Raw genomic sequence first — 24,902 nt, forward strand, 5'->3', positions numbered from 1 at the left:
AAAGTTAATATCCATTAATAATGAATAGTGGCTCGAGTAGCCACTCTATTAGAGTTCTCTTACCGGTATTGATATCCGCTTGCAACAACATACCAGGAATTAATGCGGTTTTGTTGCCATAAGTTTTAATGTATTGCTGCGCTAATCGTACCTTGATTTTATAAACAGGCTCATTGAATGAGAGTTTGCTGGTCGTTTCGGCAGAAAAGATAATGTTTTTTGCTACATGTGAGACCTCGCCGTGAGTAACACCAAATTTTTGAAAGGGAAAGGCATCGAGCTTGATATTTACCTCATCCCCCTCCTTGATAAAAGCAATGGCACGGGTGGGAACAAACACTTCAGCTTCTAATTCAGAGTCTGATGGAATTATGATAACTAGGTAATCCCCTGATGAGGCAAACTCGCCGATATTAAATTTTATCGAGGATACGGTTCCAGTAATTGGTGCTTTTAATACTAGATTATTATTCTCTAAAATAGCTGTTTTATTATTGGCAAGCTTGGAAAGTTCAATGTTGAGCTGATCCACTTGCTGCTGCTTTTCAAAGGGGAGCCTTGCTTTATCATTTAAAGCGTTAGCAAGATTGGTTTCAGATTTTAGTACTATAGTATTGTGCTCTTGAGTTCGTTGCTGAAAGTCTAGCACTAGATCAAGCTGAGTTTTTACTTCGCTTTGACTGGCGAAGTTATCTATTTGTAATGTTTTAATATTATCGAGACGGTCTTTGGCAAGTTGGACTCTGTCTCTCAGCAGAGAGCCTTGAAGCGCTAGTTCAATTTGTTCTTTTTTCAAGAAATGAATGATACGATTTAATCTTAATGCTCTTTCTTTAAATAAACTGTCGTATTGCGCCAGCTGCCCCTTGACTAAGTTTATTTGCTTGTCAATTTGCTTAATTTTTTCTTGATCAGAGCTTAGTGAATTCTGTAGGAACTTATCATTGGATACAGAAAGCAAGGTATCACCTTTAGTTACAATATCCCCTTCTTTTACTGCTATTTGACTAACGACACCGCTGGTATGGGAATAAACTCTAGCAAGACCATTAGTTGGGACAAGGTAGCCCTTCACCTTTTCTTTTTTTGCATAGTCGCTATAAAATAAGAAAGCTAATATCGAAATAACTGTGATTGAGAGGAAAAATAAAATAATAGAGTAGTGTACAGGTACCGCAACTACAGCTTTGCCATAGTATGTGGTTTTGTTTTTCTCTAAAACTTGTTTTCTGAATAAATCTGACACAGCATGTCCATATACATTAATACTAACCAAATCTTATTGGTTATTGGTGTTAACACTTGCGAATCATAGTGAAATCGCTGCTAACTATTTATTGGCTGTATTCTATGCCTACAAGCTAATGTCATTCAACAGAAAGTGTTAATAATAAATGTAAATTCCTTATTTTTCATGTTGAATGCTTGCCTTTTATTCTATTGCTGTTATTTTGTTTTTGGTTTGTTTTTGGTTTGTTTTTGGTTTGTTTTTGGTTTGTTTTTGGTTTGTTTTTGGTTTGTTTTTGGTTTGTTTTTTTAGTTAATGGCTTTCCCTTTAAAAGATTTAAGATTGGCATTCATCGTAAAAGTTATTCGTGCAGGTTATAAAAAGTGTATTCATATTAAACATAAGTTTTCAGGCTTGTGGCCCCTTTGATCAGGGCAACCGCATGAGTGTTCATTATTTAGTCGGTGCGCATAATCCAGCGATTAACACCTTCTCCAGAAATGCTGGATTCATTAAACAACGCTTTCGTTTACCAACAATACTGAGCTTTGTCGGTTCTTTTTGCAGCATGTTTAGCGACATGTGCCTTAAGTAAGCGAGATTTTCAGCGCCGTTATTTTTGTAGATCTGGCATTCATCTTCGTTCATGCTGACATCCAAGACCCAGTGCATTGACTCGATCCCCCAATGTTCGCGAGTCGCACTTAAGGCTTGCTCTGCTGATAACACTTTCGAACTGATATAGTAACGATATTCAAGGCTCGCCGTCTTACCTTTAACAGCCCTAAAGCTTTCAACCATAACGATGGATTTGAGTGCTTCCCAATGTGTAAAATCACCGTCAAGCTCTGCTGAGCTCAACACAAAACAGGCTCGATTTTCTATACGACCATGGCTTTTTTCTATATTGACATGGTCATCACTTAAGCCAGCCGAACGATGCGAACTAAAGGCTTTATTTATTGCTTTAGCTAAGTTGCCTTGATTGTTTTTTACCGCCAATAGGTAGTCACCACCTTTGTCGATAATCGTTGTAGCAATAGCCGTTTGACAGCCCATAGCATCGATTGTCACTAGCGCTCCGCGCAGGTCTAGCATTTTTAATAGGGTTGGAATGGCTGTGATTTCATTACTTTTTTGCTCTGCTTTTAATTGACCAAGTACCAACTTATTCGCTGAGGCATAAGCGCTTATCATGTGAATAGTACTGCTTCGATCATCGCGATTATATGACCCACGTAGCGTCTTTCCATCAATCGCAATGACTTCTCCATTAGTCAGCTGATGAACCGACTTCATCCATGCGAGAAAGCACGCATTAAAGCTATCTGGCTCAATCATAGAAACTATCCTAGCAATGGTATCGTCAGCAGGGATCCCATCGATGAACATTTTTTGTTTTTTGAACCAAGAATGGTGACCAAGAATGTATTCTCGGATCTCGAACCAGCCATTGGAACTCGCAATAACAGCGCACAGCGAACCGAACAGTACATCGAACAGGGGATAGGTAACTTTTGCACTTTGGCGATGGTCGTCAATGGCACTAAAATGCTGCTTGAATGATTCGATATACATGAGCTGACTCCTGAAAAAGGAGTATAAGATCACAAGCACGTGATCAGGTCAATATTCTTCTAAAATCGCTCAAATAACGTTCACGATCTGGCCTTGCCCCTTTGATGCGAAGGATTTATCTTGTTGCATTCTGTGAGTTAACGCTGAAGGCGTGATTACATTATTAATTTATGAGGCACAAAAAAACCGGAAATCAATAAACTGAGTTCCGGTTTTTACTCAAATTAAACTTAACTAGGGCTTAGATCTAAGGGAGCTGTGTTAAGCGAAGGCTTTTTGCAGCTGAGGCACCACTTGTTTCTTGCGGCTAAGTACGCCATCTAGCCACACTTTGCCATCGACAGTGGCTTTGCCATAGGCTTTTTTAGTCAGCTCGCTGTCATCACTGATGACTAACATTTCTGAGCCTTCTTTCATAATGTCTGTGAGCAATAACAATACACTATGGCGCTTACCTTCTTGTTTCAGGGCTTTGATATCTGCCTCTAAATCGGCTTTGATGGCATCAAATACCGCTAAGTCGATGACTTCAAGTTGGCCTATGCCCACTAGATTGCCATTCATATTGAAGTCTTTAAAGTCACGCATGACTAAGTCGCGCGCCGGCGTGCCTTCAACGGCAGACTTAACCTTGAACATTTCCATGCCCAGTGCTTTAAAGTCTTCAATGCCGGCGATTTCAGCTAGTGCTTCGACGCAGCGAATGTCAGCCGTGGTGCAAGTTGGTGATTTGAATATCACAGTATCACTTAAAATGGCGCACATCATGATGCCTGCGATATCGGCTGGAATGTCGACCTTGTAGAAGTCATACATCATTTTAATGACAGTGTTGCTGCAACCCACTGGGCGGATCCAGCATTCAAGCGGCGTAGACGTCGTTAAATCACCTAACTTGTGGTGATCGACAATACCCACAATTGTGGCTTCGGCTATGTCATCAGGGGCTTGGGTTAACTCTGAATGGTCGACAATATAGACTTCTTCGCCAGCGTAGCTTTCTTTAAAAAGCGGTGCTTCAAAGCCAAAGCGCTCGAGAATAAAGGCAGTTTCAGGGGACAGTTCACCAAGACGTGCAGCAATGGCTGGCTCGTCGATTTGGTTCTTTAAGTAAGCTAGGGCGATGGCGCCACAAATTGAATCAGAATCTGGGATCTTGTGACCCACTACATACATCGGCATTGTAAATTCTCTCCTATAGATTTGGCTCGATTTTATCAAGTATTGAGCCAATTCGGAAATACTCAAAAATGATAACTGGGTTTATTTGTTGCTAAAACTGGGCTTAGGTGCCGAGGTTTAGTCTATTTTCACTTTGATCACCACTTTACGCACAAGAGCGGGTTCGCTGCTGGTGCCTGGCATATGCATGTCACCAGGGAAAAACAGCGCAAACATGCCGGTTTTTAATGGGATAAAGGCGGCATTGGCTTTGTTGGACTCGTAATCAAACTCGGCGTAGTCGTGTTTCTCATAATAAGGTTTAGAGGGGGTTTGATCTGCTAATGGCAAATAGCCAAACTCTTCTTCACCGCTCACTACAAACTGCACATCGATATATTTTTGGTGCACTTCGAAGGGTTCAACTTGCCTAGGTTTAGTGTGGTAGTCATTGACGATAACAAAGATGTTGTCGCCATCGATAGGGTAATTCCCCACTGGCAGCGGGCTAAAATCCGTGCTGGCGATATGGTTCAATGCAACCTCAAGCCTTGGGTGAAGGCCATGGTATAAATGATGGTTGGCTAAGGTATCTACTATCATGGAATGCTCTTGCTGCTGTCAATTTGCGCAAATCATAACCCGAACTAAAAAAACAGGCCATCAATGATGGTTTGTAACACACGCAATATGAATAACTTTGTAGTTAATAAGTGTATTTAGCTTCTAGGTAAGCTCGTTGCAAATTATGATTCAAGGGAGTAACAGCCAGCTTCAGTAATCATCAGCGCTGCCGATAATGGTCTGCTTGCAAGTGTAGAAGTCAGTCTTCTATCTGACAATGTTGCCGCTGCAATGCGCTGATTAGATGCTATATTTATTCGATCTCTTATGATGTTAAGGAAAACCTCTTGTCTGCCCTTAGATTGATTGCCGGTCCCACAGCCTTTAAGGCTATCAGTGAACATGGCTTGAACCCCGAGCTTTTTAGTCAAATACTCGCCGCATCAGGTGGTCCTAAATGGTTAAGCATAGCGGGACTCGATAAGTATCTATTCAGTGAGTTTTTTAAGGATAGAACAACTCCCTTATACACTTTAGGAGCGTCATCTGGCGCATGGCGACTCGCGTGTTTTGCGCAAGAAGATCCCTTGGCGGCCTATCAGAGATTGGAGAAGTTTTATATCGGCCAGCGCTATGAGAACCGGCCGTCACCCATAGCCGTTACCGAGCAAGTTCAAGATGTTATTCGCGCTATTTTGGGCCCTAAGGCGGGGCAAGATATTGTCGATAATAGGGTGATCCGCTCCCACTTTGTGGTCTGCCGCGCTAGACACCTTAATCGCAGTAATCATAGATTAGCCTTAGCAGCGGGGCTTGCCACCACAGCCATGACTAATATGTTCAGTCGTCGTAGCCTAGGCTGGCATTTTGAGCGAGTGGTGCTTGGGCATCAAGACCCGCATTCACCCTTTGGTGCGCTCAAGGATTTACCCACACATCAAGCCTTGCTGAATAAGCAGAATCTGAGCCAAGCCTTGTTGGCAAGTGGCTCGATTCCCTTGTTACTGGCTCCGGTAAAACAGATACAGGGGCTGGCAGCGGGTCATTATTATGATGGCGGCCTAACCGATTACCACTTCGATTTAAAGTTGCCGAAAGGGCTCACGCTTTACCCCCATTTTTATCCTCATATGAGCCCGGGCTGGTTCGATAAGTCCTTAGGTTGGCGCAAGGCTAAGGCCAATTATCACAATGCCTTGATTTTAGCCCCTTCCAGTGAGCATATCGCCAATCTGCCCTTTGGAAAAATTCCCGATAGAGAGGATTTTAGTACCATGAGTAGTGCCAGTCGAATGACTTACTGGCGTGAGGCGGTCAAGTGGAGTGAAAGTTTGGCCGATGAATTTGCCAAGTTGGTGGCCAGTGGCAATATTATGCAGAAACTCGAGCGACTGTAAAAATATTCACTTCATGTGCAACAAATTCACACTGAGGCCTGTCTAATAATTAAGCATTATATTGCAGAGGTTTTATGTTCGATAAAAACCTAACTGCTACACTCATATGACAATGAGCGTGAAAAGTACCACCTGTGGTGAGGGAGGTTGCTATGAAAACAACAGAAATGGCATTACTGGTTCAAGATGCTGTCTTGCTGCCCGATGGCCGTATTGAAGTGCGTATCGCCTCCCCAAGCCAGCTCTCCATGATTGCTAATGTATTCAAGGGCCAATACCCCTTGGCCTTCGCAGCCGCCAAAGCCCACAGTCCACTGCCTTGTTATGTTACTGCTACCCAGTGCGACATTATTGATTTTAATCAACTGGAAGATGACTCCCTTAGCATAGTGCTCGAGGGTAGGCAGAGGGTGAAGATATTATCGGCGGCGCAGCAACGTAACCAGATATGGATTGCCAGAACCTTACCTTGTGCGAATTGGCGCAATGAACCTATTGCCGGTGAATTTGAAATCATCAGTGCGGCACTGGAACAATTCTATGAGGTGAATCCCGATCTCTTGGGCTTATACAGCCAGACACACCTTGAAGATGCCACTTGGGTGAGCCAGCGTTGGTTAGAGGTCTTGCCCATGTACAATAAAGATAAGTTGATTTTGGTGGAGCAGCCCAACTGCCATAAGACGATGAACTTTGTACTGCAATTGCTTAAGTCTCATGTAGGGGCTTAGCGGTTGAGCCACTGTTGCGTGTATGGCTTGAGTCAAGATTATCAGCTTGTTATTATGGGCGGCTTACCTTAGCCGCTTTTAAATGCCTACATTGACTATGACAAATAATGCCGCCCGCGCCGCTCAGCCTTCCTATGTAGTTCTCCCCAAAAATGAACTGGCACCCGCTACCGTGGCTGATTTTCTTATGCAGCATTTTTCACAAATTGCGCCACAGGTTTGGAGGCAGCGCTTAAGTGAGGGTAAAGTGCATTGGAAAGATGGTGAGTTAATTAATGAGCACACCGCCTATCGGCCTATGGCGCGGGTTTATTATTATCGTGAAGTGGCCTTGGAAACTAAGGTGCCGTTTGATGAAGTCATATTGCACCAAGATGAGCATGCCATCATAGCCTATAAGCCGCACTTTTTACCTGTCACTCCAAGTGGAAACTATGTCAATGAGTGCCTAGTGCACAGATTAAGGATTAAAACCGGGATAGACACCATAGCGCCTGCCCATAGGCTAGACAAGGATACTGCAGGCATAGTGCTATTGACCCTAAACCCTGAGGTTCGCCATCAATATCATAATTTATTTACTCAAGGCCAGATAAGTAAGCACTATCATGCCTTAGCTAAATTAACCCCTGAGATCCACGCCGCACATCAAGGGGGAGGATTGCGTCTTCCATTAACTTGGACGGTTAAAAATCGTCTCGGCCCTGCCACACCGAGCTTTTTAATGCAGCTGGTGGAGGGGGAGGCTAACAGTCACTCAGAAATTCAATTGATTGCCATAAAAGAGGATATGGGCTTATTCGCCTTAAGCCCCATTACCGGTAAGACCCATCAGCTGAGGGTACATATGCAAAGCTTAGGGGTGCCGATCCTCAATGATAGGTTTTACCCACAACTGCAACCTAAAGGCGTGGATAACTTTGATAAGCCGCTGAAATTGTTGGCACAAAGGCTTAAATTTGTTGACCCTATATCAGGCATAGAAAGAGACATTCAATGCCAAGGGTTTAGTTTGGATTAATAGGGCTAATAAAGCAGGTAATCTGCGGCTAACGTCAGAAACAGCAACATGCCGACCCAGTTGTTATTAAGGAAGGCCTTGAAGCAGGCGGGGCGTTCTCGGCTGAAAATTAGCCGCTGTTGATAGACGCTAAAGGCGATAAACCCCAATAAACCTAAGGCATAAATAAACTCACGTTCGGCGCTAAGCCCTGCCATCAAAAAGCAGCCAAAGGCCATGAGTTGAAACACAGCTATCCATTGCCTATCAAATCTACCAAACAAAATAGCGCTAGATTTAATCCCGACCTTAAGGTCGTCATCCCTATCGATCATGGCGTACATGGTGTCGTAAGCCACAGTCCAGCACCAGTTGGCGGCAAATAACCACCAAGCTTCAACAGGGACTTCACCTAGCTGTGCGGCGTAGGCCATGGGAATTGACCAGCTCCAGACTATGCCAAGAAACATCTGTGGCATATTGGTGACCCGTTTCATGAAGGGGTACATTATGGTCAGTACTATCCCAACCACAGAGAGTTTTACCACCAAGGGGTTGAGCAGTAACACTAGGGCGAAAGCGAGCAGACCTAACAGCGCAAACAAGCTTAACGCCTCTTTGCTGCTGATGGCGCCTGAGGCTAACGGTCTTTGTTTGGTCCGCTCGACATGGGCATCGAGGTTGCGGTCGGCATAATCATTAATGATACAGCCACAAGCGCGCATGATGACCACACCCAAGATGAAAATGAGCAAGACCTTGATGTCGGGCATACCCTTGGCAGCAAAGAGCAGCGCCATCAGACAAGGCCACAACAGCAGTAATGTGCCTATGGGCCTATCGATGCGAGACAACTGGGCATAGAGGGCTAATTTAGCCATTATGCTTTGCTGAGTCTGTGCTGTCATATTTCTTCCAAAGGTCATGCCCGTCATTTCCAATGTTAACTTTGTCGGTTATAAATTAAATGTTGCCGTTTAACAGGCCTCAAGCTTGGCAAGTGTGACCAGCAGCCATTTACTGCCTACATCGGTGAAGTTTACTTGAACCCTAGCTTTATCCCCCATGCCTTCAAAGCTGGTGATATCGCCTTGGCCGAATTTAAAGTGCTTAACCGTTTGACCTATTTTAAAGCCTGTGTCTTGGGCTATGGTGGCTCTTGGTTTGCTAATTTTAGAACTCATGGTTGGGGTTGTTACCTTTGCCCGAAGGCGAATTTCTTCAACATATTTAGCGGGAATTTCGCCAATGAAGCGTGATGGACTTGCGTAATCTTCACGACCATAAATGCGTCGTGATTCGGCGTAACTAATGGTCAATTTTTCCATGGCGCGGGTCATGCCCACATAACAAAGGCGACGTTCTTCGTCGAGTCTATCGCCTTCATCCAACGCCATTTTACTGGGGAATATTCCCTCTTCGACGCCAGCCATAAACACCATGGGAAACTCGAGTCCCTTGGCAGAATGCAGTGTCATCAACTGTACCGCATCAGTGAAAGCATCGGCTTGACCTTCACCCGCTTCTAACGCGGCGTGGGACAAGAAGGCATTGAGCTCGCCCATGTCTTCAAGTTCTTCTGGCATTTCAAAGCTGCGGGCCGCCGTCACGAGTTCGTTTAAGTTCTCGATCCTAGATTGGGCTTTCTCGCCTTTTTCGGCTTGATACATGCTTCTAAGGCCAGAAGTATTCACTACAGTATCGACCATAGTGAACAGCTGCATTGCTTCTGTGTCGACTTTAAGGTCAACGATTAAGTCCATAAAGCCGCGCACCGCATTGGCCGCACGACCCGCTAAGACTTTCTCTTCCAACAAACGTAAACTCGCTTGCCATAGGGTGAGCTGGTGTTGTCTGGCGGTGGTGCGCATAATATCTAAGGTGCGATCACCAATCCCGCGAGTGGGGGTGTTAACGATACGCTCAAAGGCTGCATCATCATTATGATTATTGATAAGACGCATGTAACCCATGGCGTCTTTGATTTCTTGGCGTTCGAAGAAGCGCAGACCACCATAAATACGGTAAGCCATGCCCTTGTGTAAGAAAGCTTCTTCCAATACCCGAGATTGGGCATTTGAACGGTAGAGAATAGCACAATCAGTTAAGGCGCCGCCTTTTTCTTGCCAGTCTTGGATACGGCTAACGATATAACGGGCCTCGTCCATTTCATTAAAGGCACAATAAATGGAAATGGGTTCGCCGTCTTTATCTTCGGTCCACAACTTTTTGCCTAACCTGTCTGGGTTATTGGCAATTAATTCGTTGGATGCATTCAGAATATTGGCGCTAGAACGGTAATTTTGTTCCAAGCGTATGGTGCTAGAACCTGGAAAGTCTTGTAGGAACTTGTGTAGATTTTCAACCTGAGCGCCACGCCAGCCGTAGATGGACTGATCGTCATCACCCACTATCATCACATTAGCACTGTTACCTGCCAATACACGGATCCACGCATACTGAATGGCGTTAGTGTCTTGGAACTCGTCCACTAAGATGTGTTTGAAGCGTTCTTGGTAGTGCGCCAGTAAATGGGGTTTATTGAGCCACAGCTCGTGGGCACGCAAGAGGATTTCAGCAAAGTCTACTAAGCCCGCGCGATCGCAAGACTCTTGGTAAACTTTATAGATATTTAGCAGGTTTTGTTCAATGGGGAAACCGCCAGCATCGATATGCTTAGGGCGCAGTCCTTGGTCTTTCTTGCCATTGATATAGCCTTGGGCTTGACGGGGTGGATATTGTTTTTCGTCGAGGTTTAGGCTTTTTAAAATGCGCTTAAGTAAGCGAAGCTGATCGTCAGAGTCGATTATTTGAAAGCTTTGGGGCAGGTTAGCATCTTGGAAATGGGTCCGCAGTAGACGATGGGCTAGGCCATGGAAGGTACCTATCCACATGCGGCCCATGTTAGAGCCTGCCACTTTTTCAACGCGCTCGCGCATTTCTGCAGCGGCTTTATTGGTGAAGGTCACGGCTAAGATGGAGTAGGGGCTTTGCTGTTCAACCTGCATTAACCAAGCAATTCTATGGGTTAATACACGGGTTTTACCACTGCCTGCGCCAGCGAGCACTAACATGTTCGATAGTGGTGCGCCTACGGCTTCACGCTGTTCATCATTTAAGCCGTCTAGTAATCTTGATACGTCCATTAACCCTCCCAAAAATCAAGGAAGTATTATAGCAAGAGCTAGGGGAAAAAGAGAGGTTTAGCTGGCTTCATCAAATTTTGAATTGATAAGACTGCAGATGGCATCGAGTGCAGCTTGTGCATCTTTGCCTTGGGCGACGATAGTGATTTCCTTACCCATGGCGCTTTCTAGCATTAATAGCCCAAGCACACTGGCGGCGCTGGCTTGTTTATCACCCTGAAACAAACTGATTTCTGCCTCAAATTCAGATGCTAAAACAGCAAGCTTAGTGGCCGCTCTGGCATGAAGACCTAGCTTGTTGACTATGGTTATCTTGCGTTCGAGTCTAGGCATAGCGCAATTTCCCTGCTGGCATTAGGCTTTGACGTCACCTAATTCACGATGACGCGCGTTGACCACATGTTTGCCATTGGCAAAGCGTTTGGCGAGCTGATCGGCAATGTAGACAGATCTGTGCTGGCCACCCGTACAGCCTATGGCTATGGTTAAATAGCTGCGGTTATTACGCTCAAGGTGTGGCATCCAGGTTTCGAATAAGTTTTCAATCTGCCAAATTAATTTATGCACTAGGGGCTGGCGCGCTAAGAACTCTTGCACAGGGACATCGAGCCCTGTGAGTGGTCTCAGCTCGGTTTCCCAATGAGGATTTGGCAAGAAACGCACATCGAACATGAAATCGGCTTCGGTGGGCATGCCATGTTTAAAACCGAAGGATTCTATGTTGATCACCAGTTCCTTATCGACGCTGCCCAGTAAAATTTGCCTGACTTGATCGCTTAATTCATACACATTGAGTAAAGAGGTGTCTATGTGGTGATCGACCATCTTGGCGATAGGCTCAAGTAGGCGGCCCTCGAGTTTAATCGCCTCTTGCAGCGACATCTGGCTTCTCGATAGTGGGTGCAGTCTGCGGGTTTCGCTGAAGCGTTTAAGTAATACTTTGTCACTTGAATTTAAGAAGAAACTGCTGATTTCTGTTTCAGGAGGCAGTAGGGCCAGTTGCTGCTCGAGTACTTTGCCCTGCTCGGCAATATTACGCACATCGACACTGATGGCCACTAAGTCATTACTGCTCTTGAGTTGTGCCAGCAGGCTACCAATTAAAGGCAGTGGTAGGTTATCGACGCAGTAATAACCTAGGTCTTCCAATACCCTAAGGGCGACGGATTTTCCTGAGCCAGAACGCCCCGATACGATCACAAGTTTCATTGAGTTATTACCTGGTAAAGTTCGGCTGCATCTTGGGTTTTACGCAGCTGTTTTAAAATGTGTTTGTCCGATAGTTTTTCAGCCATGGCCGCTAAGGTGCTTAAATGCTGCTTACATTGATCCTCGGGTACCAATAAGGCAAATAGTAGATCAACAGGTTGCTTATCGATAGCATCGAATGCTATGGCTTCATCGCATTTGATAAATACGCCTATTGGTTGAGTGATATTGTCTAAACGGCCATGTGGTATCGCAATGCCATTCCCAATTCCTGTGCTGCCCATTTTTTCTCTGGCCACTAGGCTTTCGAAAACTGCTTGCGCAGAGAGGGGTGGGTACTGGGCAGCGACAAGTTCGCTGATGAGTTCCAGTACCTTTTTCTTACTGCCCGGTGTGGCACAGGTGGTGCATTCCGGCTGCAGTATGCTACAAAGTTCCATTGTTAGTGTTTTGTTAACTTCTCTTTGTGTTTAATGACCTGGCGATCGAGTTTATCGATCAGGATGTCTATGGCAGCGTACATGTCGGCATGCTCTGATGTTGCGAACACTTCTGTACCACTTAAGCTAATTCTTGCTTCAGCAATTTGCTGTAATTTCTCAACATTTAGCACCACATGGACATTATTGATCTGATCGTAGTGGCGTTCAAGTTTAGAAAATTTGCCGCTAATGTATTCGCGCAGTGATTCGGTTATCTCTATATGGTGCCCAGTTACATTGATCTGCATTACACATCCTCCAATAGCCTAGTAGGTTATAAACTCTTACGTTGGTTTGAGGGGGGGATGAGCATTGCTTCACGATATTTTGCTATCGTACGACGGGCAACATTAATCCCCTGTTCCGCCAGAAGTTGAGCCATTTTGCTATCGCTTAATGGCTTTTTCTGGTTTTCTGCGGCAACCAGCTTTTTAATGAAAGCGCGGATTGCGGTAGATGAGCATTCACCCCCATCATCGGTACTCACATGGCTTGAAAAGAAGTACTTGAGTTCAAACAAGCCTTTGGGGGTGTGCATGTATTTTTGGGTGGTAACACGAGAAATGGTCGACTCATGCATCTCAACGGCTTCTGCTATGTCATTGAGAACCATAGGTTTCATTGCTTCTTCACCAAACTCGAAGAACCCTTGTTGATATTGAACTATGCAATTAGCCACTTTGAGCAAGGTATCGTTACGGCTCTCTAAGCTTTTAATAAACCATTTGGCCTCTTGCAAATTACCACGAATAAATTGGCTATCGACTTGGCTCTTGCTGCTGCGAGCCATAGCGGCATACTGCTGATTCACGCTGATTTTTGGCATACAATCGGGATTGAGCTCAACCATCCAGCGGCCATTCTTCTTGAGTACAGTCACATCAGGGATCACGTATTCATCTTCATTATGGGCCACAATAAGCCCAGGCCTTGGATTTAAGGATTGGATTAAGGCGATGGCGTCCCTGAGTTCGTCTTCTTTAAGGCGAGTTTTACGCATTAACAATCTAAAATCGCGGCCTGCGATCAAGTCTAAATACTCATCGATGAGCATACGTGCATTGTTTAAATGAGGCACGTCGGCGGCATATTGGGCCAACTGGATCAACAAACACTCCCGCAGGTCTCTCGCGGCTATGCCCACAGGGTCGAAATGCTGTACTCGTTTTAATACGGCTTCGACTTCATCCAGTTCAACATCGCTGTTGCCCATGGCTTCGAGAATATCTTGGGTGGACTGAGTGAGATAACCGCGCTCATCGATGGCATCTATGATGGCGGTGGCGATGGCCCGATCGGTTTCAGAGAAGGGGGTGAGATTTTTTTGCCACTCTAGATGCTCGTATAAGCCTTCGGTGGTTTCCCCTTGAAAGGGCATATCATCGAAACTGCCACCACTGGCTGAACCTGAATTGGGCGCTGCGGTGAAGACTTCATCCCAGGTGGTATCCATGGGTAACTCATCGGGCATGGATTCCTTGGTTAAGGATTCTGCTGTGTCCACAGAGGAGGTGTCTTTCTCGACGCTGACTTGGCTATTGTCGCTGAAATCGGTATCACCTTGGATGTCATCTTTTTTAGGGGGTTTTTCTTGTGAGAACTCGTCTTCTAGTTCCAATAAGGGATTGGACTCAAGGGCTTGTTGAATTTCTTGCTGTAGCTCCAATGAAGAAAGTTGCAGCAGGCGAATCGCCTGTTGCAGCTGAGGGGTCATAGTCAGATGTTGACCCATTTTAAGTTGGAGTGACGCTTTCATTTACCGCATATCCCTAGTGTCTATTCCATGAGTGCGACAGATCTTGGTGGAGCATTATCTGTGCCCCTGAACGTCATTTTAATTAACTATAGCTTGAATTGTTCGCCTAAGTACACTGCCCGAACCTGCTGATTATCTAAGATTTCAGCAGGTGTGCCTTCGGCAATCAAATTGCCGTGGCTGACGATATAAGCGCGTTCGCAAACATCCAAGGTTTCCCTGACATTATGATCGGTAATCAATACGCCAAGGCCGCGACTCTTGAGCTGTTGGATTATTTTTTTTATATCTATAACTGAGATAGGGTCAACACCAGCGAAAGGCTCATCCAGAAGAATAAACTGGGGATCGGCGGCTAGTGCGCGGGCTATCTCAACCCGGCGACGTTCACCACCAGATAATGACATGCCTTGGCTGTCACGAATATGGGTAATGTGAAATTCTTCTAACAAATGCTCGAGTTGCTCCTCACGCTCGTCGTTTGATAACGACTTACGGGTCTGCAATACGGCCATGATGTTGTCTCTGACCGTGAGCTTGCGAAAAATACTGGCCTCTTGGGGCAAGTAACCTATGCCTTTACGGGCACGCAAATGCATGGGATCGCCGGTGAGATCGTCATCATCAATCAGAATGCGGCCCTTGTCGCTCTTAACTAAACCCACCACCATATAAAAGGTCGTGGTTTTGCCTGCACCATTGGGGCCCAGTAGACCGACAATTTGCCCCGTGCTAACGGATAAACTGACATCTTTTACCACCTGGCGATTCTTGTAACTCTTAGCAAGATTTTCAGCGGTCAACTTAGATTGGATCATTGCTCATCCTGCTTCTTAACTGGGATTTCAGGTAGGCTAGGTTTGATATTGCTATCCTGATAATTTTCAGGCTGAATAATGGTGATAACCCTGTCTTGTCCCTTACCCGTACTCTCTGCAATCAATTGCTGATCTTTGATATTGTAACGAATACTGTTACCTGTGACTTGGTTGCCGGCTTGATCTAACTTGGCTTCGCCTGTTAGCGTCAAGGTACGGGAAGCAAGATCGTAGCGGATCTCTTTAGCGCTAGCGGTACCTGTGCTGCCATCATCTAACTCTTGGCTAAAAGTCGCAGGATTTCCTATGGCCAACATCACTTTGCTTGGGCTCTTAGCCGTGCTAAATGCGCGCAGTTCATCGGCATGAATATTGATACTGCCTTGCACTACCTTAACTGGGCCAAAGAAGATAATTTGATTGTTCTTGATATCGGCTTTCTGGCTAACGGCTTCAACCTTAAGCTCTTGTTGTAAATCGCCTTGCTTAGCGTGAACGCTATGGCAAGTTGCCATTAATAGGCCTATCAAGAGTATGTTACTTTGCTTCATATGTTCCTTCTACCTGACTTAGTAAGGTCAATTCTTCTGCTTCTAGGTCAGCATACAGGCCTAAGCCTTGAATAATAAAGTCTTTCCCTTTGACATATAGCATGTCATCGGAGGTCATTATCATGGTATTCATGTCGAATGCCAATGACTGAGTTGAGATTGATTGTACTGGTTCTTCGATGTTAATAGCATCAATTATTACATTGTTCTCTAAAAGCATTTTGCCAGTCTGCTTGTTTAATCTGCCCTTATTGGCTTGTAACTGCCATTGGGCCTTACCCGACTCAGGATAAACCAAATACACAGGCTCAGTGAAATGAGTCACCTGAGTCGACTCATAGTGTTCCATGTGGGTTGCGGTGACTTTGCTGACTAACAAGCCTTGCTTGTCGAACTCGGCGCTTCGTAGCTCATCGGCAATAAATGCGGGCCTTTCGATAACATCAACTTGAATTTGTTCCATGGCGTTACGCTTGACTTGCACTTGCCAGTACAAGAACAGCGAGGCGCTAAAAAAGGCAATAATGGCTAAGGTAACGCGATTCATATACTCATACCGTGAGCCGAGTTGAACTTATCTTGGCTTAATAACAGTAAATCTGCCAGTTCTCTCAGTGCACCATGACCGCCATTGATTTGAGTCACCATATGAGCATGTTGTTTAACATAGGGGTGACCATCGGCAACACACACGGCAAGGCCGACCGCTTTCATGACGGGTAAATCCACCATGTCATCACCTATGTAGGCGACTTCTTCTGGGCTCACTTGGTAGTGTTGCATCAGGGCATTAAATGGCACAAACTTATCGTCTATGCCTTGATAAATCTGGCTGATCCCAAGGGCTGTCATGCGGTTTTCGACAATTTTAGATTTACGCCCAGTAATGACTGCAACCGCAAAGCCACTGGTTAGCAGTGAACGTACCCCATAACCATCGCGGGTATGGAAGGCTTTGAGCTCCTCGCCATTGTTACCCATGTAAATGCGACCATCGGAGAAGACTCCATCCACATCGCAGATGAGCAATTTAATTTTCTGTGCTTTGTTCCAGACTAAATCTGAAACTGGGCCATACAAACCTTGTTGCGCCATGCTATATCACTCCTGCTTTGACCATATCGAGCATATTCAATGCGCCAATCGGTTGCTGCTGTTCATTGACCACGATTAGGCCGTTAATATTCTTGCTCTCCATCACTTGCAACGCCTGGGCCGCTAAAATGCCTGCCGTGGTGGTGACACAGTTCTTGGTCATGACTTGCTCTATGGGGGTGGTGCGCAAGTTCACTTCGGCGTCTATGACTCGGCGCAAATCGCCATCGGTGAAAATCCCCACTAAGCATTGGTTAGCATCGACGACAGCTGTCATGCCTAAACCTTTCTTGGAGATTTCATACAGGGCTTCAGTGATGCAAATATCGTGAGGTACGCAAGGTAGCCTGTCATCTTGATGCATGACATCACTGACTTTCAATAACAATTTACGACCTAGGGAGCCGCCAGGATGTGAAAGGGCAAAATCGTCCTGAGTAAAGCCTTTAGCTTGCAGTAAAGCAACGGCGAGGGCATCGCCCATCACTAAGGTTGCCGTGGTGCTTGACGTCGGCGCGAGTCCTAGGGGGCAGGCCTCTTCGGGCACTTGGATGCATAAATGTATCTTGGCAAGCTTGGCCATGTTGGACTCAGGCTTGCCTGTGATGGCAATAACCGGAACCCCCATGCGTTGAATGACTGGCAGTAAGGTTAAGATCTCACTGGACTCACCCGAGTTTGAAATGGCTAAAATGATGTCTTCTTTGGCCAGTGCGCCTAAGTCGCCGTGGCTGGCTTCACCCGGGTGGACAAAAAAGGCGGGGGTGCCCGTGCTGGCCAGCGTTGCCGATATTTTATTGCCAATATGGCCTGATTTCCCCATGCCCATGACGATGACCTTACCTTTACACTGTAAGATCAATTCACAGGCCTGACTAAACGCATCAGAGTCGACAAACTGGTAGAGGTGCTCTAGGGCAGCTTTCTCTATATCAATGACTTTGCAGCCCCATTGGCGCCACTGGTTTTGATTGACCATATTGCTCTCTTTTTTGCTAAAGGGTGAATAAACAGACCATTGCTGGCAACGCGCTTATTAGAAACTAGTTTGAGCTAAAAATAACGATCTGGTAAGCGATAAAGGTCAGCAGCAATAACACGCCATGCCAGCGAGTGAGCTGTTTTTTAGCGCCACTGGATAAGACTAATATGGCTAACGCGCAGCTCGTGGCTAATACCATGTAAAAATCTCGGCTGCTGGCCTGGGCATCCACTTCGCCAGGGGCAATCAATCCTGGCAGGGCCATAACAGCTAAAATATTGAAAACATTAGAGCCCACTATGTTGCCTATGGCAAGGTCGTGCTCTTTTTTCATGACGCCGGCCACACAAGCGGCTAGCTCAGGCAGGCTAGTGCCGACGGCGATAATGGTTAAGCCGATAACAAGATCCGATAAACCAAAGGTTTTGGCAATACCTACCGCACCATCGACCATCCAATCCGCCGATAAGGGTAAGAGTACCATGCCAACCACTATCCAGAATACGGCGCGCAATGTCGGTACGCCTTTGGGTATTTCAGCATCGGATTCATCGATAAAGGCATCGGCGGATTTATTACTGAGGGCTTGATAAATTAAGTAACCCATGAGGGCGAAGAATGCGCCGAGTAAAATTAAGCCATCGATGCGACTGAGAACACCATCATGGAGTAAAAAGCCTGCCAATACTGTGGCGGCTATCATAAGTGGGATTTCACGTTTTAGCGTTTCAGAGGTGACAGAAAGTGCACCCAGTAGCGCGGTAATACCTAATATCAGGGTAATATTGGCGACGTTAGATCCGAGGACATTACCTATGGCTGTGTCGCTCATGCCTTCCATGGATGCGGTGGCAGCGACAAACATTTCAGGAGCTGAACTGCCCATGGCCACTATGGTTAAGCCGATTAACATTGGCGGAAGGCCAAGATTACGGGCAAAGGCGGCGGCGCCGTAGACGAAACGATCGGCACTCCAGACCAAAACGGCTAAACCGACCACTAAATATAAAATGTTAACTAACATGGGATTCTCTATTGTCGATATTGGGGAGCATTTTCGCTGGATTTAGCCCAAATTGAAAGTCTCTGGAGCAATTGATGTGAGATTCTGGTTTGCCAATGGGATTTGGTTGTAGGTTTAGCAACAATTACGTACAATTCCCTTCTTAATTTTTTTGCCAGGAAGGCTATCATCTCCTCACCATCCATGTCTGAGCTAACCATGCCTAACAAACCTACATCTTTGGTTGAAATTAAAAACCTCAGCTTTAGTCGCGGTTCTCGAGTGATTTACGAGGACATTTCATTAAGCATACCTCAAGGTAAAGTCACCGCCATCATGGGGCCGAGCGGTATTGGTAAAACCACCTTGTTGAAACTCATTGGTGGTCAGTTGACCCCAGATAGCGGCCAAGTCCTGTTCGATGGTCACGACGTACACCAACTATCGCGAAGTGAATTATTTAATTTGCGTAAGCGTATGAGCATGTTATTTCAAAGTGGTGCGCTGTTTACTGACATGAATGTGTTCGATAATGTCGCCTTCGCCCTGCGTGAACATTCGGGGCTACCAGAAGCCATTATCCATAAAATTGTGATCATGAAGCTGCAAGCCGTGGGGTTAAGAGGCGCCGCTTATATGATGCCCAATGAATTATCAGGGGGTATGCAGCGCCGCGCAGCATTGGCCCGCGCCATCGCTCTGGAGCCTGAAATGGTGATGTACGATGAGCCCTTTGCCGGCCAAGACCCAATATCCATGGGGATGTTGGTGAAACTGATCCGTCAGTTGTCTGATTCATTGAAATTGACTTCTATCGTGGTGTCACACGATGTGACTGAAGTGCTAGGTATTGCTGACTATGTTTATGTGGTTGCCGACAAGCGAGTGGTTGCTCACGGCACCCCTGAGCAATTAAAGCAATCTGACAATCCGCAGCTAGTTCAATTTATACAGGGAGCGCCAGATGGGCCCGTTCCTTTCCATTATCCAGCGGGTAATTATCAACAGGAGCTGATGCGTGGATAAGATGAGTCAATTACTCAATCAAATCGCCTTAGTCGGTCAAAGTGCAATCGCCTTTATGCGTGGCTTTGGTAAGGCGGGTTTGATGTTGTGGGGCGCACTGTTTCATATACCGAATGTGCGTAAGGGCGGCCCTTTGTTGCTCAAGCAAATTTATGTGCTAGGTGTACGCTCTATGATCATCATCATAGTGTCGGGCTTGTTTATCGGCATGGTGATGGCGCTGCAAGGTTACAATGTGTTGGTGGGTTTTGGCACAGAAGAAAGCCTTGGGCCTATGGTGGCTTTAAGTTTGCTACGTGAGATGGGACCTGTGGTGACAGCACTACTGTTTGCCGGTCGTGCAGGTTCAGCCTTAACGGCTGAAATTGGTTTAATGAAATCCACTGAGCAGTTATCTAGCCTTGAAATGATGGCGATAGACCCGTTAAGGCAAGTCATAGCGCCACGCTTTTGGGCGGGGGTGATTAGCATGCCATTATTGGCTGTGATGTTTAGCTTGGTGGGTATTTACGGCGGGCATTTGGTTGGGGTGGAATGGAAAGGCATCGACAGTGGTACTTTTTGGTCTATCTTGCAGGCTTCTATCGAATGGCGCCAAGACATAGTTAATTGCCTTATCAAGAGCACAGTATTTGCAGTGGTCGTCACTTGGATTGCCCTCTATCGAGGCTATGAAGTGAACCCAAATCCTGAAGGAATTAGCCGCGCTACCACATCGACTGTGGTGCAGGCGAGCTTAGCGGTACTTGGATTGGACTTCTTGCTAACTGCAATTATGTTCGGCCAGTAAAGCGTTAAGTGTGTGAATGACAATATCGGCGCTATTGAGCCGCAGAATTTTATAATAGATAACTTAATATATGAGTGGTTTTAAATTATGTTAACACGGAAAATCGAGCTATTAGTGGGTATGTTCTTGCTCTCTGGATTGGTAGCCTTCTGTTTGTTAGTCTTTAGCGTGGCGAATGTAAAAATCAACGCTGACGATAACAGCTACGTTTTAGTGGCCGAGTTTAATAATATTGGCGGATTGAAAGTACGCTCTCCGGTGAAAGTCGGTGGGGTTGTTGTTGGCCGCGTGACTGACATTAGTTTGGATTCAGATAAACTGGTGCCGATTGTGACCTTAGCCATGGATAAGCGTTTTAATCAATTTCCTGAGACTAGCAGTTTATCGATTCAAACCGCAGGGTTATTAGGTGAGCAATTTTTAGGCTTAACGCCAGGTTTTGTCGATGATGATATCGCCATGCTTGGGGATGGCGACAAAATTCAAGATACACGTTCAGCTTTGATTTTAGAAGATTTAATCGGTCAGTTACTCTATAGCATGTCCTCAAAAGATAAATAGGAGCAGGTGCAATGAAAACACGTTTAGGTGGATTTTTTACTGGTTTAATCATGTTATTAGGTGTGCAGTCATTCGCCATGGCTGAGGAAGTTAACACGACGGACCCATACCTCTTAATTGAGCAAGCCGCCAATATTACCTTTGCGCGCTTTCGAGCAGATAAAGCCCTGATTGATGCTGACTTGAATCATTTAAAGGTCATAGTCAAAGAAGAGCTAATGCCTTATGTGGATTACAAATATGCCGCCTATAAAGTCATGGGCCAGTATCTGCGTGATACCAGTGTTGATCAAAGAGAGCGTTTTGTTACCGCCTTTGAAGGCTATTTAGTGGCGACCTATGCCCAAGCATTTACTCAATATACAGATCAAAAAGTGCTGTACGACCCTGGTACTGATTTCAGTAAAGAGAAGATGGTTGAAGTGAATGTGCAGATTATTGAAGAGGGGCGTCCACCCATTAAGATCCTCTTCAAAGTGCGCCGCCTTAAAGATGACTCATGGAAGGCATTTGACTTGATTGCCGAAGGCATAAGCTTACTCGCGTCTAAGCAGTCAGAGATTTCTAATTTGATCCGTAAAGACGGCATAGATGCCGTTATTGTGTTATTGAATGAGAAGACCAAAGAAAAAATTGATCGTAAAGCGGGAGCCGATGCCGCGTGATTGAATTTACTCAGCAAGGTGATGCCTGCGCAATCCAAGGATCATTAGGTCAGCAACAGGTGATTGAACTTTGGCCTAAAAGACGCAAATTGTTTAATTCAGACACTCAGGCCCTAGACGTATCTGGGATAACCTATGTGGACAGTGCGGGCGTTGCCTTGTTGCTTGAACTGGCACGTCTGTCCCACAAAGGTTCACCTAAACGTAAAATGCCAAGGATGCTCACCAATCCTAGTAAACACTTGAGTAAGATGATTGAGCTTTATGATTTAGAGGTATTTGTGCAGCCATAAACTTATGGCTTGATGATGCAATTACCCCAATAGACAGTAGTATTTAAGGTAAAAAGATTTTATGGATTGCAAACAGATAGAACAGATTTTAATTGATGCTTTAGGGCTAGAAGAGGCCCATGCCAGTGCAGATGGTAGCCATTATAAAGTGGTTGCGGTTGGCGAGTGTTTCGACGGCATGAGCCGGGTGAAACAGCAGCAGGCGATTTACGGCCCCTTGAACGAGTATATCGCCAGCGGTGAATTGCACGCACTGACAATCAAAACCTTTACGCCGACCCAGTGGAAGCGTGAAAAAATTTTTAACATGTAAGCCTAGAGAAATAGTGTGGATAAATTAACGATTCAAGCCAGCAAGCCGTTAACTGGCAGTGTAGTGATCTCTGGCGCTAAAAATGCCGCACTACCTATTTTAATGGCCGGCGTCCTCGCCGAAACTGACTTTGTGTTATCTAACGTACCTGAGCTTAGAGATGTCAGCACCAGCTGTAAATTATTACGCTGTTTAGGTGCTGAAGTTGATGAACTGGGTGGGGGTCGCATTCGTATTTCGACCACCAATTTGAATGAGTTTTGTGCGCCTTACGATTTAGTTAAAACCATGCGCGCTTCCATTCTTATCTTAGGCCCATTATTGGCCCGTTTTGGTACCGCTGATGTTTCTCTCCCTGGAGGCTGCGCCATAGGTGCACGTCCGGTGAACCTGCATTTGCATGGTTTGGAGCAAATGGGCGCAAAAATCGAAGTCAAAGAAGGTTACATCAAAGCCAGAGTGGATGGTCGTCTTAAAGGCGCGCACATCTTTATGGACATGATAAGCGTAGGTGCTACCGAAAACTTACTGATGGCCGCTGCATTAGCCGATGGCATAACGATCATTGAAAATGCCGCTCAAGAGCCTGAAGTCACAGACTTAGCTCACTGCTTGATTGCCATGGGAGCAAAAATCACCGGTGTGGGCACAGCGACCTTAAAGATAGAAGGTGTTGAGCGCTTACAAGGTTGTGAATACCGCGTGATGCCAGATCGTATTGAAACCGGTACTTTCTTGGTCGCTGCGGCTGTAACGCGGGGGAGAATTCGCTGTGAAAATGCAGATCCTGCCTCAATGGAAGCCGTGCTTGCCAAGCTTGAAGATGCTGGCGCTACCGTCACGAGTGGTGAGGATTGGATTGAGCTTGATATGCATGGCAAGCAGCCTAAAGCGGTTAACATTAAAACGGCGCCCTATCCGGCATTCCCAACGGATATGCAGGCTCAGTTTTGTGTGCTGAATGCCTTAGCTCAAGGCACGGGACGTGTCACTGAAACCATCTTTGAAAATCGTTTTATGCACGTCCCTGAGCTTATTCGAATGGGTGCAAACATGGAGCTTGAAGGCCATACTTGCATCATTCAAGGGATAGACAAGCTTAACGGTGCTCAGGTGATGGCAACAGATTTACGCGCATCGGCAAGCTTAGTTATCGCAGGTTTGATGGCTGAAGGCACCACGCTGGTCGATCGTATTTATCACTTAGATCGCGGCTATGAGCATATTGAATCTAAGTTCCAAGGCCTAGGTGCTGAAGTAATTCGAGTGAAATAACTCTAGGACTTTGACTTCAGTCATTAGCTATTGATGCCGTGACGGACAATAAAGGTCAACAACAAAAAAGCCATTCCTTGGGAATGGCTTTTTTTATGCTCGCTGTGATTGGTATTATTCAGGCAAGGGCTTCTCAGCAATAACCACAGGCAAGGCCTGAACTTTGCCTTCACGAATAATGGTCAAGGTCACTCTGGAATCGGGAGGCGTTTCGGCAATTCTATCCATTAGCATTTCAACCCCTGGCACTTCTTCATTCTCGTAGGCAATGATGACATCTCTAGCCCTAAGTTGAGCTCGTGCGGCAGGACCTGTGGGATCGACGCCGGTAACTACAACCCCTTTTTGGTTCGGCAGGTTTAAAATTTGCGCCAATACTGGACTTAAGGCTTCACCGGAAACGCCAATGGCTCCGCGGATCACTCGGCCATTTTTGATCAATTTGCCCATGATGCTATGGGCCAGTTTTATTGGAATGGCGAAACTAATCCCATTGCCGCTGGCCTCACCGCCGACCTGAAATGCCGCTGTGTTAATGCCCACTAATTCACCATCTGTGTCTATCAGTGCACCACCTGAATTTCCGGCATTGATGGCGGCATCTGTCTGTAAGAAATCGAGATACCCTGAGCTCAATCCGTTACGGCCCGTGGCACTGATGATCCCTTGGGTGATGGTCTGGCCTATGTTGTAAGGGTTACCTATGGCGAGTACCACATCGCCCACTTGCACCGGAGTTAACAGATTAAGTGGGACTACGGGCAAGTTATCGCCATCAATTTTTAACACGGTTAAATCTGTTTCTGGATCTGAGCCTACGACTTCTGAAGTGTATTTGCGGCCATCTTGCAGCGCGACCACAATTTCATCGGCTTTTTTTATCACATGATAATTGGTGAGGATATAACCCTCTTTACTCATTATAACGCCAGAGCCAAGACCTTGGAGTGAACCTGAATTTAGCGGTTGGTCTTCGGCTATGCTCAAACTGTAGATATTGACCACGGCAGGGGCGGCTTTACGCACTGCCGCAGCAAAGGAGAGTGTTTTACTGCTGTGATTATTGCCCGTAAGGTTACTGCCAAAACCGTCGCCATTGATGATGCTAGTGGCACCTAAGAAAACGGCGGCCATGACTAGACCGAACAATACGGCTTTAGTTAAATACAGAAGGAGCGCTTTTATGTTCATAGCAGTTTCAACAGCAATTAGGGGGGATTAGATTAACATGATTAAAAAAGATAAGCATCGAAGAGTGAATTCGATGCTTATCAATTA

28 protein-coding genes are annotated in these 24,902 nt (G+C 45.8%); 10 read left to right on the forward strand and 18 right to left on the reverse strand.

Features of this window, described 5'->3' with window-relative positions; translation table 11 throughout:
• Positions 1-4: 4 nt before the first annotated feature.
• The 4 genes from SDEN_RS02510 to SDEN_RS02525 all read right to left on the reverse strand — a co-directional run bounded on the left by SDEN_RS02510 (position 5) and on the right by SDEN_RS02525 (position 4,570).
• Entirely contained in the window at positions 5-1,246 is a 1,242-nt protein-coding gene (locus SDEN_RS02510) for an HlyD family efflux transporter periplasmic adaptor subunit (protein ID WP_011494934.1), read from the reverse strand.
• Positions 1,247-1,681: 435 nt separating this feature from the next.
• Positions 1,682-2,806, reverse strand: coding sequence for an ISAs1-like element ISSde9 family transposase (locus SDEN_RS02515; protein ID WP_011494935.1), 1,125 nt, complete (start codon positions 2,804-2,806; stop codon positions 1,682-1,684).
• Positions 2,807-3,067: 261 nt separating this feature from the next.
• Complete coding sequence (locus SDEN_RS02520) at positions 3,068-3,988, reverse strand: manganese-dependent inorganic pyrophosphatase (RefSeq protein WP_011494936.1); 921 nt, start codon at positions 3,986-3,988, stop codon at positions 3,068-3,070.
• Between the two features lie 117 nt (positions 3,989-4,105).
• Positions 4,106-4,570, reverse strand: coding sequence for a YhcH/YjgK/YiaL family protein (locus tag SDEN_RS02525; protein WP_011494937.1), 465 nt, complete (start codon positions 4,568-4,570; stop codon positions 4,106-4,108).
• A gap of 308 nt (positions 4,571-4,878) precedes the next feature.
• Here SDEN_RS02525 and SDEN_RS02530 point away from each other — a divergent pair, with 308 nt between their 5' ends.
• From SDEN_RS02530 to SDEN_RS02540, 3 genes are all read left to right on the forward strand, one after another.
• The gene (locus SDEN_RS02530) at positions 4,879-5,928 is read left to right on the forward strand and encodes a patatin-like phospholipase family protein (protein ID WP_011494938.1); all 1,050 of its coding nucleotides are present in this window, start codon (positions 4,879-4,881) and stop codon (positions 5,926-5,928) included.
• A gap of 152 nt (positions 5,929-6,080) precedes the next feature.
• A complete protein-coding gene (locus tag SDEN_RS02535) occupies positions 6,081-6,659 on the forward strand; it encodes an LON peptidase substrate-binding domain-containing protein (protein WP_011494939.1) in 579 nt (192 codons plus the stop codon).
• 82 nt (positions 6,660-6,741) lie between these two features.
• Positions 6,742-7,680: an RluA family pseudouridine synthase gene (locus SDEN_RS02540; RefSeq protein WP_011494940.1), complete on the forward strand. Its 939-nt coding sequence runs from the start codon at positions 6,742-6,744 to the stop codon at positions 7,678-7,680.
• A 5-nt stretch (positions 7,681-7,685) separates the two neighbouring features.
• Here the strand turns inward: SDEN_RS02540 and ubiA are convergent, their stop codons facing one another.
• From ubiA to SDEN_RS02605, 13 genes are all read right to left on the reverse strand, one after another.
• Positions 7,686-8,540: a 4-hydroxybenzoate octaprenyltransferase gene (gene ubiA, locus SDEN_RS02545; RefSeq protein ID WP_232279945.1), complete on the reverse strand. Its 855-nt coding sequence runs from the start codon at positions 8,538-8,540 to the stop codon at positions 7,686-7,688.
• 96 nt (positions 8,541-8,636) lie between these two features.
• A complete protein-coding gene (gene uvrD, locus SDEN_RS02550) occupies positions 8,637-10,805 on the reverse strand; it encodes a DNA helicase II (protein WP_011494942.1) in 2,169 nt (722 codons plus the stop codon).
• 57 nt (positions 10,806-10,862) lie between these two features.
• The gene (locus tag SDEN_RS02555) at positions 10,863-11,138 is read right to left on the reverse strand and encodes an HPr family phosphocarrier protein (RefSeq protein ID WP_011494943.1); all 276 of its coding nucleotides are present in this window, start codon (positions 11,136-11,138) and stop codon (positions 10,863-10,865) included.
• A 21-nt stretch (positions 11,139-11,159) separates the two neighbouring features.
• Positions 11,160-12,014, reverse strand: a complete 855-nt coding sequence (gene rapZ / locus SDEN_RS02560) for an RNase adapter RapZ (RefSeq protein ID WP_011494944.1) — start codon at positions 12,012-12,014, stop codon at positions 11,160-11,162.
• Positions 12,011-12,454 carry a PTS IIA-like nitrogen regulatory protein PtsN gene (ptsN, locus tag SDEN_RS02565; protein WP_011494945.1) on the reverse strand — a complete coding sequence of 148 codons (444 nt, stop codon included), beginning with the start codon at positions 12,452-12,454 and terminating at the stop codon, positions 12,011-12,013. Before ptsN ends, rapZ begins: the two co-directional genes overlap by 4 nt.
• Positions 12,455-12,456: 2 nt before the next feature.
• The gene (hpf, locus tag SDEN_RS02570) at positions 12,457-12,744 is read right to left on the reverse strand and encodes a ribosome hibernation promoting factor (RefSeq protein ID WP_011494946.1); all 288 of its coding nucleotides are present in this window, start codon (positions 12,742-12,744) and stop codon (positions 12,457-12,459) included.
• A gap of 26 nt (positions 12,745-12,770) precedes the next feature.
• Positions 12,771-14,252: an RNA polymerase factor sigma-54 gene (locus tag SDEN_RS02575; protein ID WP_011494947.1), complete on the reverse strand. Its 1,482-nt coding sequence runs from the start codon at positions 14,250-14,252 to the stop codon at positions 12,771-12,773.
• 86 nt (positions 14,253-14,338) lie between these two features.
• Complete coding sequence (gene lptB / locus SDEN_RS02580; protein ID WP_011494948.1) at positions 14,339-15,070, reverse strand: LPS export ABC transporter ATP-binding protein; 732 nt, start codon at positions 15,068-15,070, stop codon at positions 14,339-14,341.
• Complete coding sequence (lptA, locus tag SDEN_RS02585) at positions 15,067-15,621, reverse strand: lipopolysaccharide transport periplasmic protein LptA (protein ID WP_011494949.1); 555 nt, start codon at positions 15,619-15,621, stop codon at positions 15,067-15,069. The genes lptB and lptA overlap by 4 nt, the downstream gene beginning before the upstream one ends.
• Positions 15,608-16,168, reverse strand: a complete 561-nt coding sequence (lptC, locus tag SDEN_RS02590) for an LPS export ABC transporter periplasmic protein LptC (RefSeq protein ID WP_011494950.1) — start codon at positions 16,166-16,168, stop codon at positions 15,608-15,610. The genes lptA and lptC overlap by 14 nt, the downstream gene beginning before the upstream one ends.
• Positions 16,165-16,716 (reverse strand): 3-deoxy-manno-octulosonate-8-phosphatase KdsC, encoded by a 552-nt coding sequence (gene kdsC / locus SDEN_RS02595; RefSeq protein ID WP_011494951.1) that lies wholly within the window; start codon positions 16,714-16,716, stop codon positions 16,165-16,167. The genes lptC and kdsC overlap by 4 nt, the downstream gene beginning before the upstream one ends.
• Position 16,717: 1 nt before the next feature.
• Positions 16,718-17,695, reverse strand: a complete 978-nt coding sequence (locus SDEN_RS02600; RefSeq protein WP_011494952.1) for a KpsF/GutQ family sugar-phosphate isomerase — start codon at positions 17,693-17,695, stop codon at positions 16,718-16,720.
• A 64-nt stretch (positions 17,696-17,759) separates the two neighbouring features.
• Positions 17,760-18,722 carry a calcium/sodium antiporter gene (locus SDEN_RS02605; protein ID WP_011494953.1) on the reverse strand — a complete coding sequence of 321 codons (963 nt, stop codon included), beginning with the start codon at positions 18,720-18,722 and terminating at the stop codon, positions 17,760-17,762.
• A 198-nt stretch (positions 18,723-18,920) separates the two neighbouring features.
• Here SDEN_RS02605 and mlaF point away from each other — a divergent pair, with 198 nt between their 5' ends.
• From mlaF to murA, 7 genes are all read left to right on the forward strand, one after another.
• Positions 18,921-19,727: a phospholipid ABC transporter ATP-binding protein MlaF gene (gene mlaF, locus SDEN_RS02610; protein WP_041405982.1), complete on the forward strand. Its 807-nt coding sequence runs from the start codon at positions 18,921-18,923 to the stop codon at positions 19,725-19,727.
• Position 19,728: 1 nt separating this feature from the next.
• A complete protein-coding gene (gene mlaE / locus SDEN_RS02615; RefSeq protein ID WP_041405983.1) occupies positions 19,729-20,517 on the forward strand; it encodes a lipid asymmetry maintenance ABC transporter permease subunit MlaE in 789 nt (262 codons plus the stop codon).
• Between the two features lie 87 nt (positions 20,518-20,604).
• Complete coding sequence (gene mlaD / locus SDEN_RS02620; RefSeq protein ID WP_011494956.1) at positions 20,605-21,078, forward strand: outer membrane lipid asymmetry maintenance protein MlaD; 474 nt, start codon at positions 20,605-20,607, stop codon at positions 21,076-21,078.
• Positions 21,079-21,089: 11 nt separating this feature from the next.
• Complete coding sequence (locus tag SDEN_RS02625) at positions 21,090-21,743, forward strand: MlaC/ttg2D family ABC transporter substrate-binding protein (protein WP_011494957.1); 654 nt, start codon at positions 21,090-21,092, stop codon at positions 21,741-21,743.
• Complete coding sequence (locus SDEN_RS02630) at positions 21,740-22,036, forward strand: STAS domain-containing protein (RefSeq protein WP_011494958.1); 297 nt, start codon at positions 21,740-21,742, stop codon at positions 22,034-22,036. The genes SDEN_RS02625 and SDEN_RS02630 overlap by 4 nt, the downstream gene beginning before the upstream one ends.
• Positions 22,037-22,097: 61 nt before the next feature.
• Entirely contained in the window at positions 22,098-22,349 is a 252-nt protein-coding gene (locus SDEN_RS02635) for a BolA family protein (RefSeq protein ID WP_011494959.1), read from the forward strand.
• A gap of 15 nt (positions 22,350-22,364) precedes the next feature.
• On the forward strand, positions 22,365-23,624 hold the full coding sequence (murA, locus tag SDEN_RS02640) for a UDP-N-acetylglucosamine 1-carboxyvinyltransferase (protein WP_011494960.1): 1,260 nt from the start codon (positions 22,365-22,367) through the stop codon (positions 23,622-23,624).
• A 114-nt stretch (positions 23,625-23,738) separates the two neighbouring features.
• Here the strand turns inward: murA and degS are convergent, their stop codons facing one another.
• Complete coding sequence (degS, locus tag SDEN_RS02645; protein ID WP_011494961.1) at positions 23,739-24,815, reverse strand: outer membrane-stress sensor serine endopeptidase DegS; 1,077 nt, start codon at positions 24,813-24,815, stop codon at positions 23,739-23,741.
• Positions 24,816-24,902 lie beyond the last annotated feature (87 nt).

This window comes from Shewanella denitrificans OS217 (assembly GCF_000013765.1).
Taxonomy (GTDB): Bacteria; Pseudomonadota; Gammaproteobacteria; order Enterobacterales; family Shewanellaceae; genus Shewanella; species Shewanella denitrificans.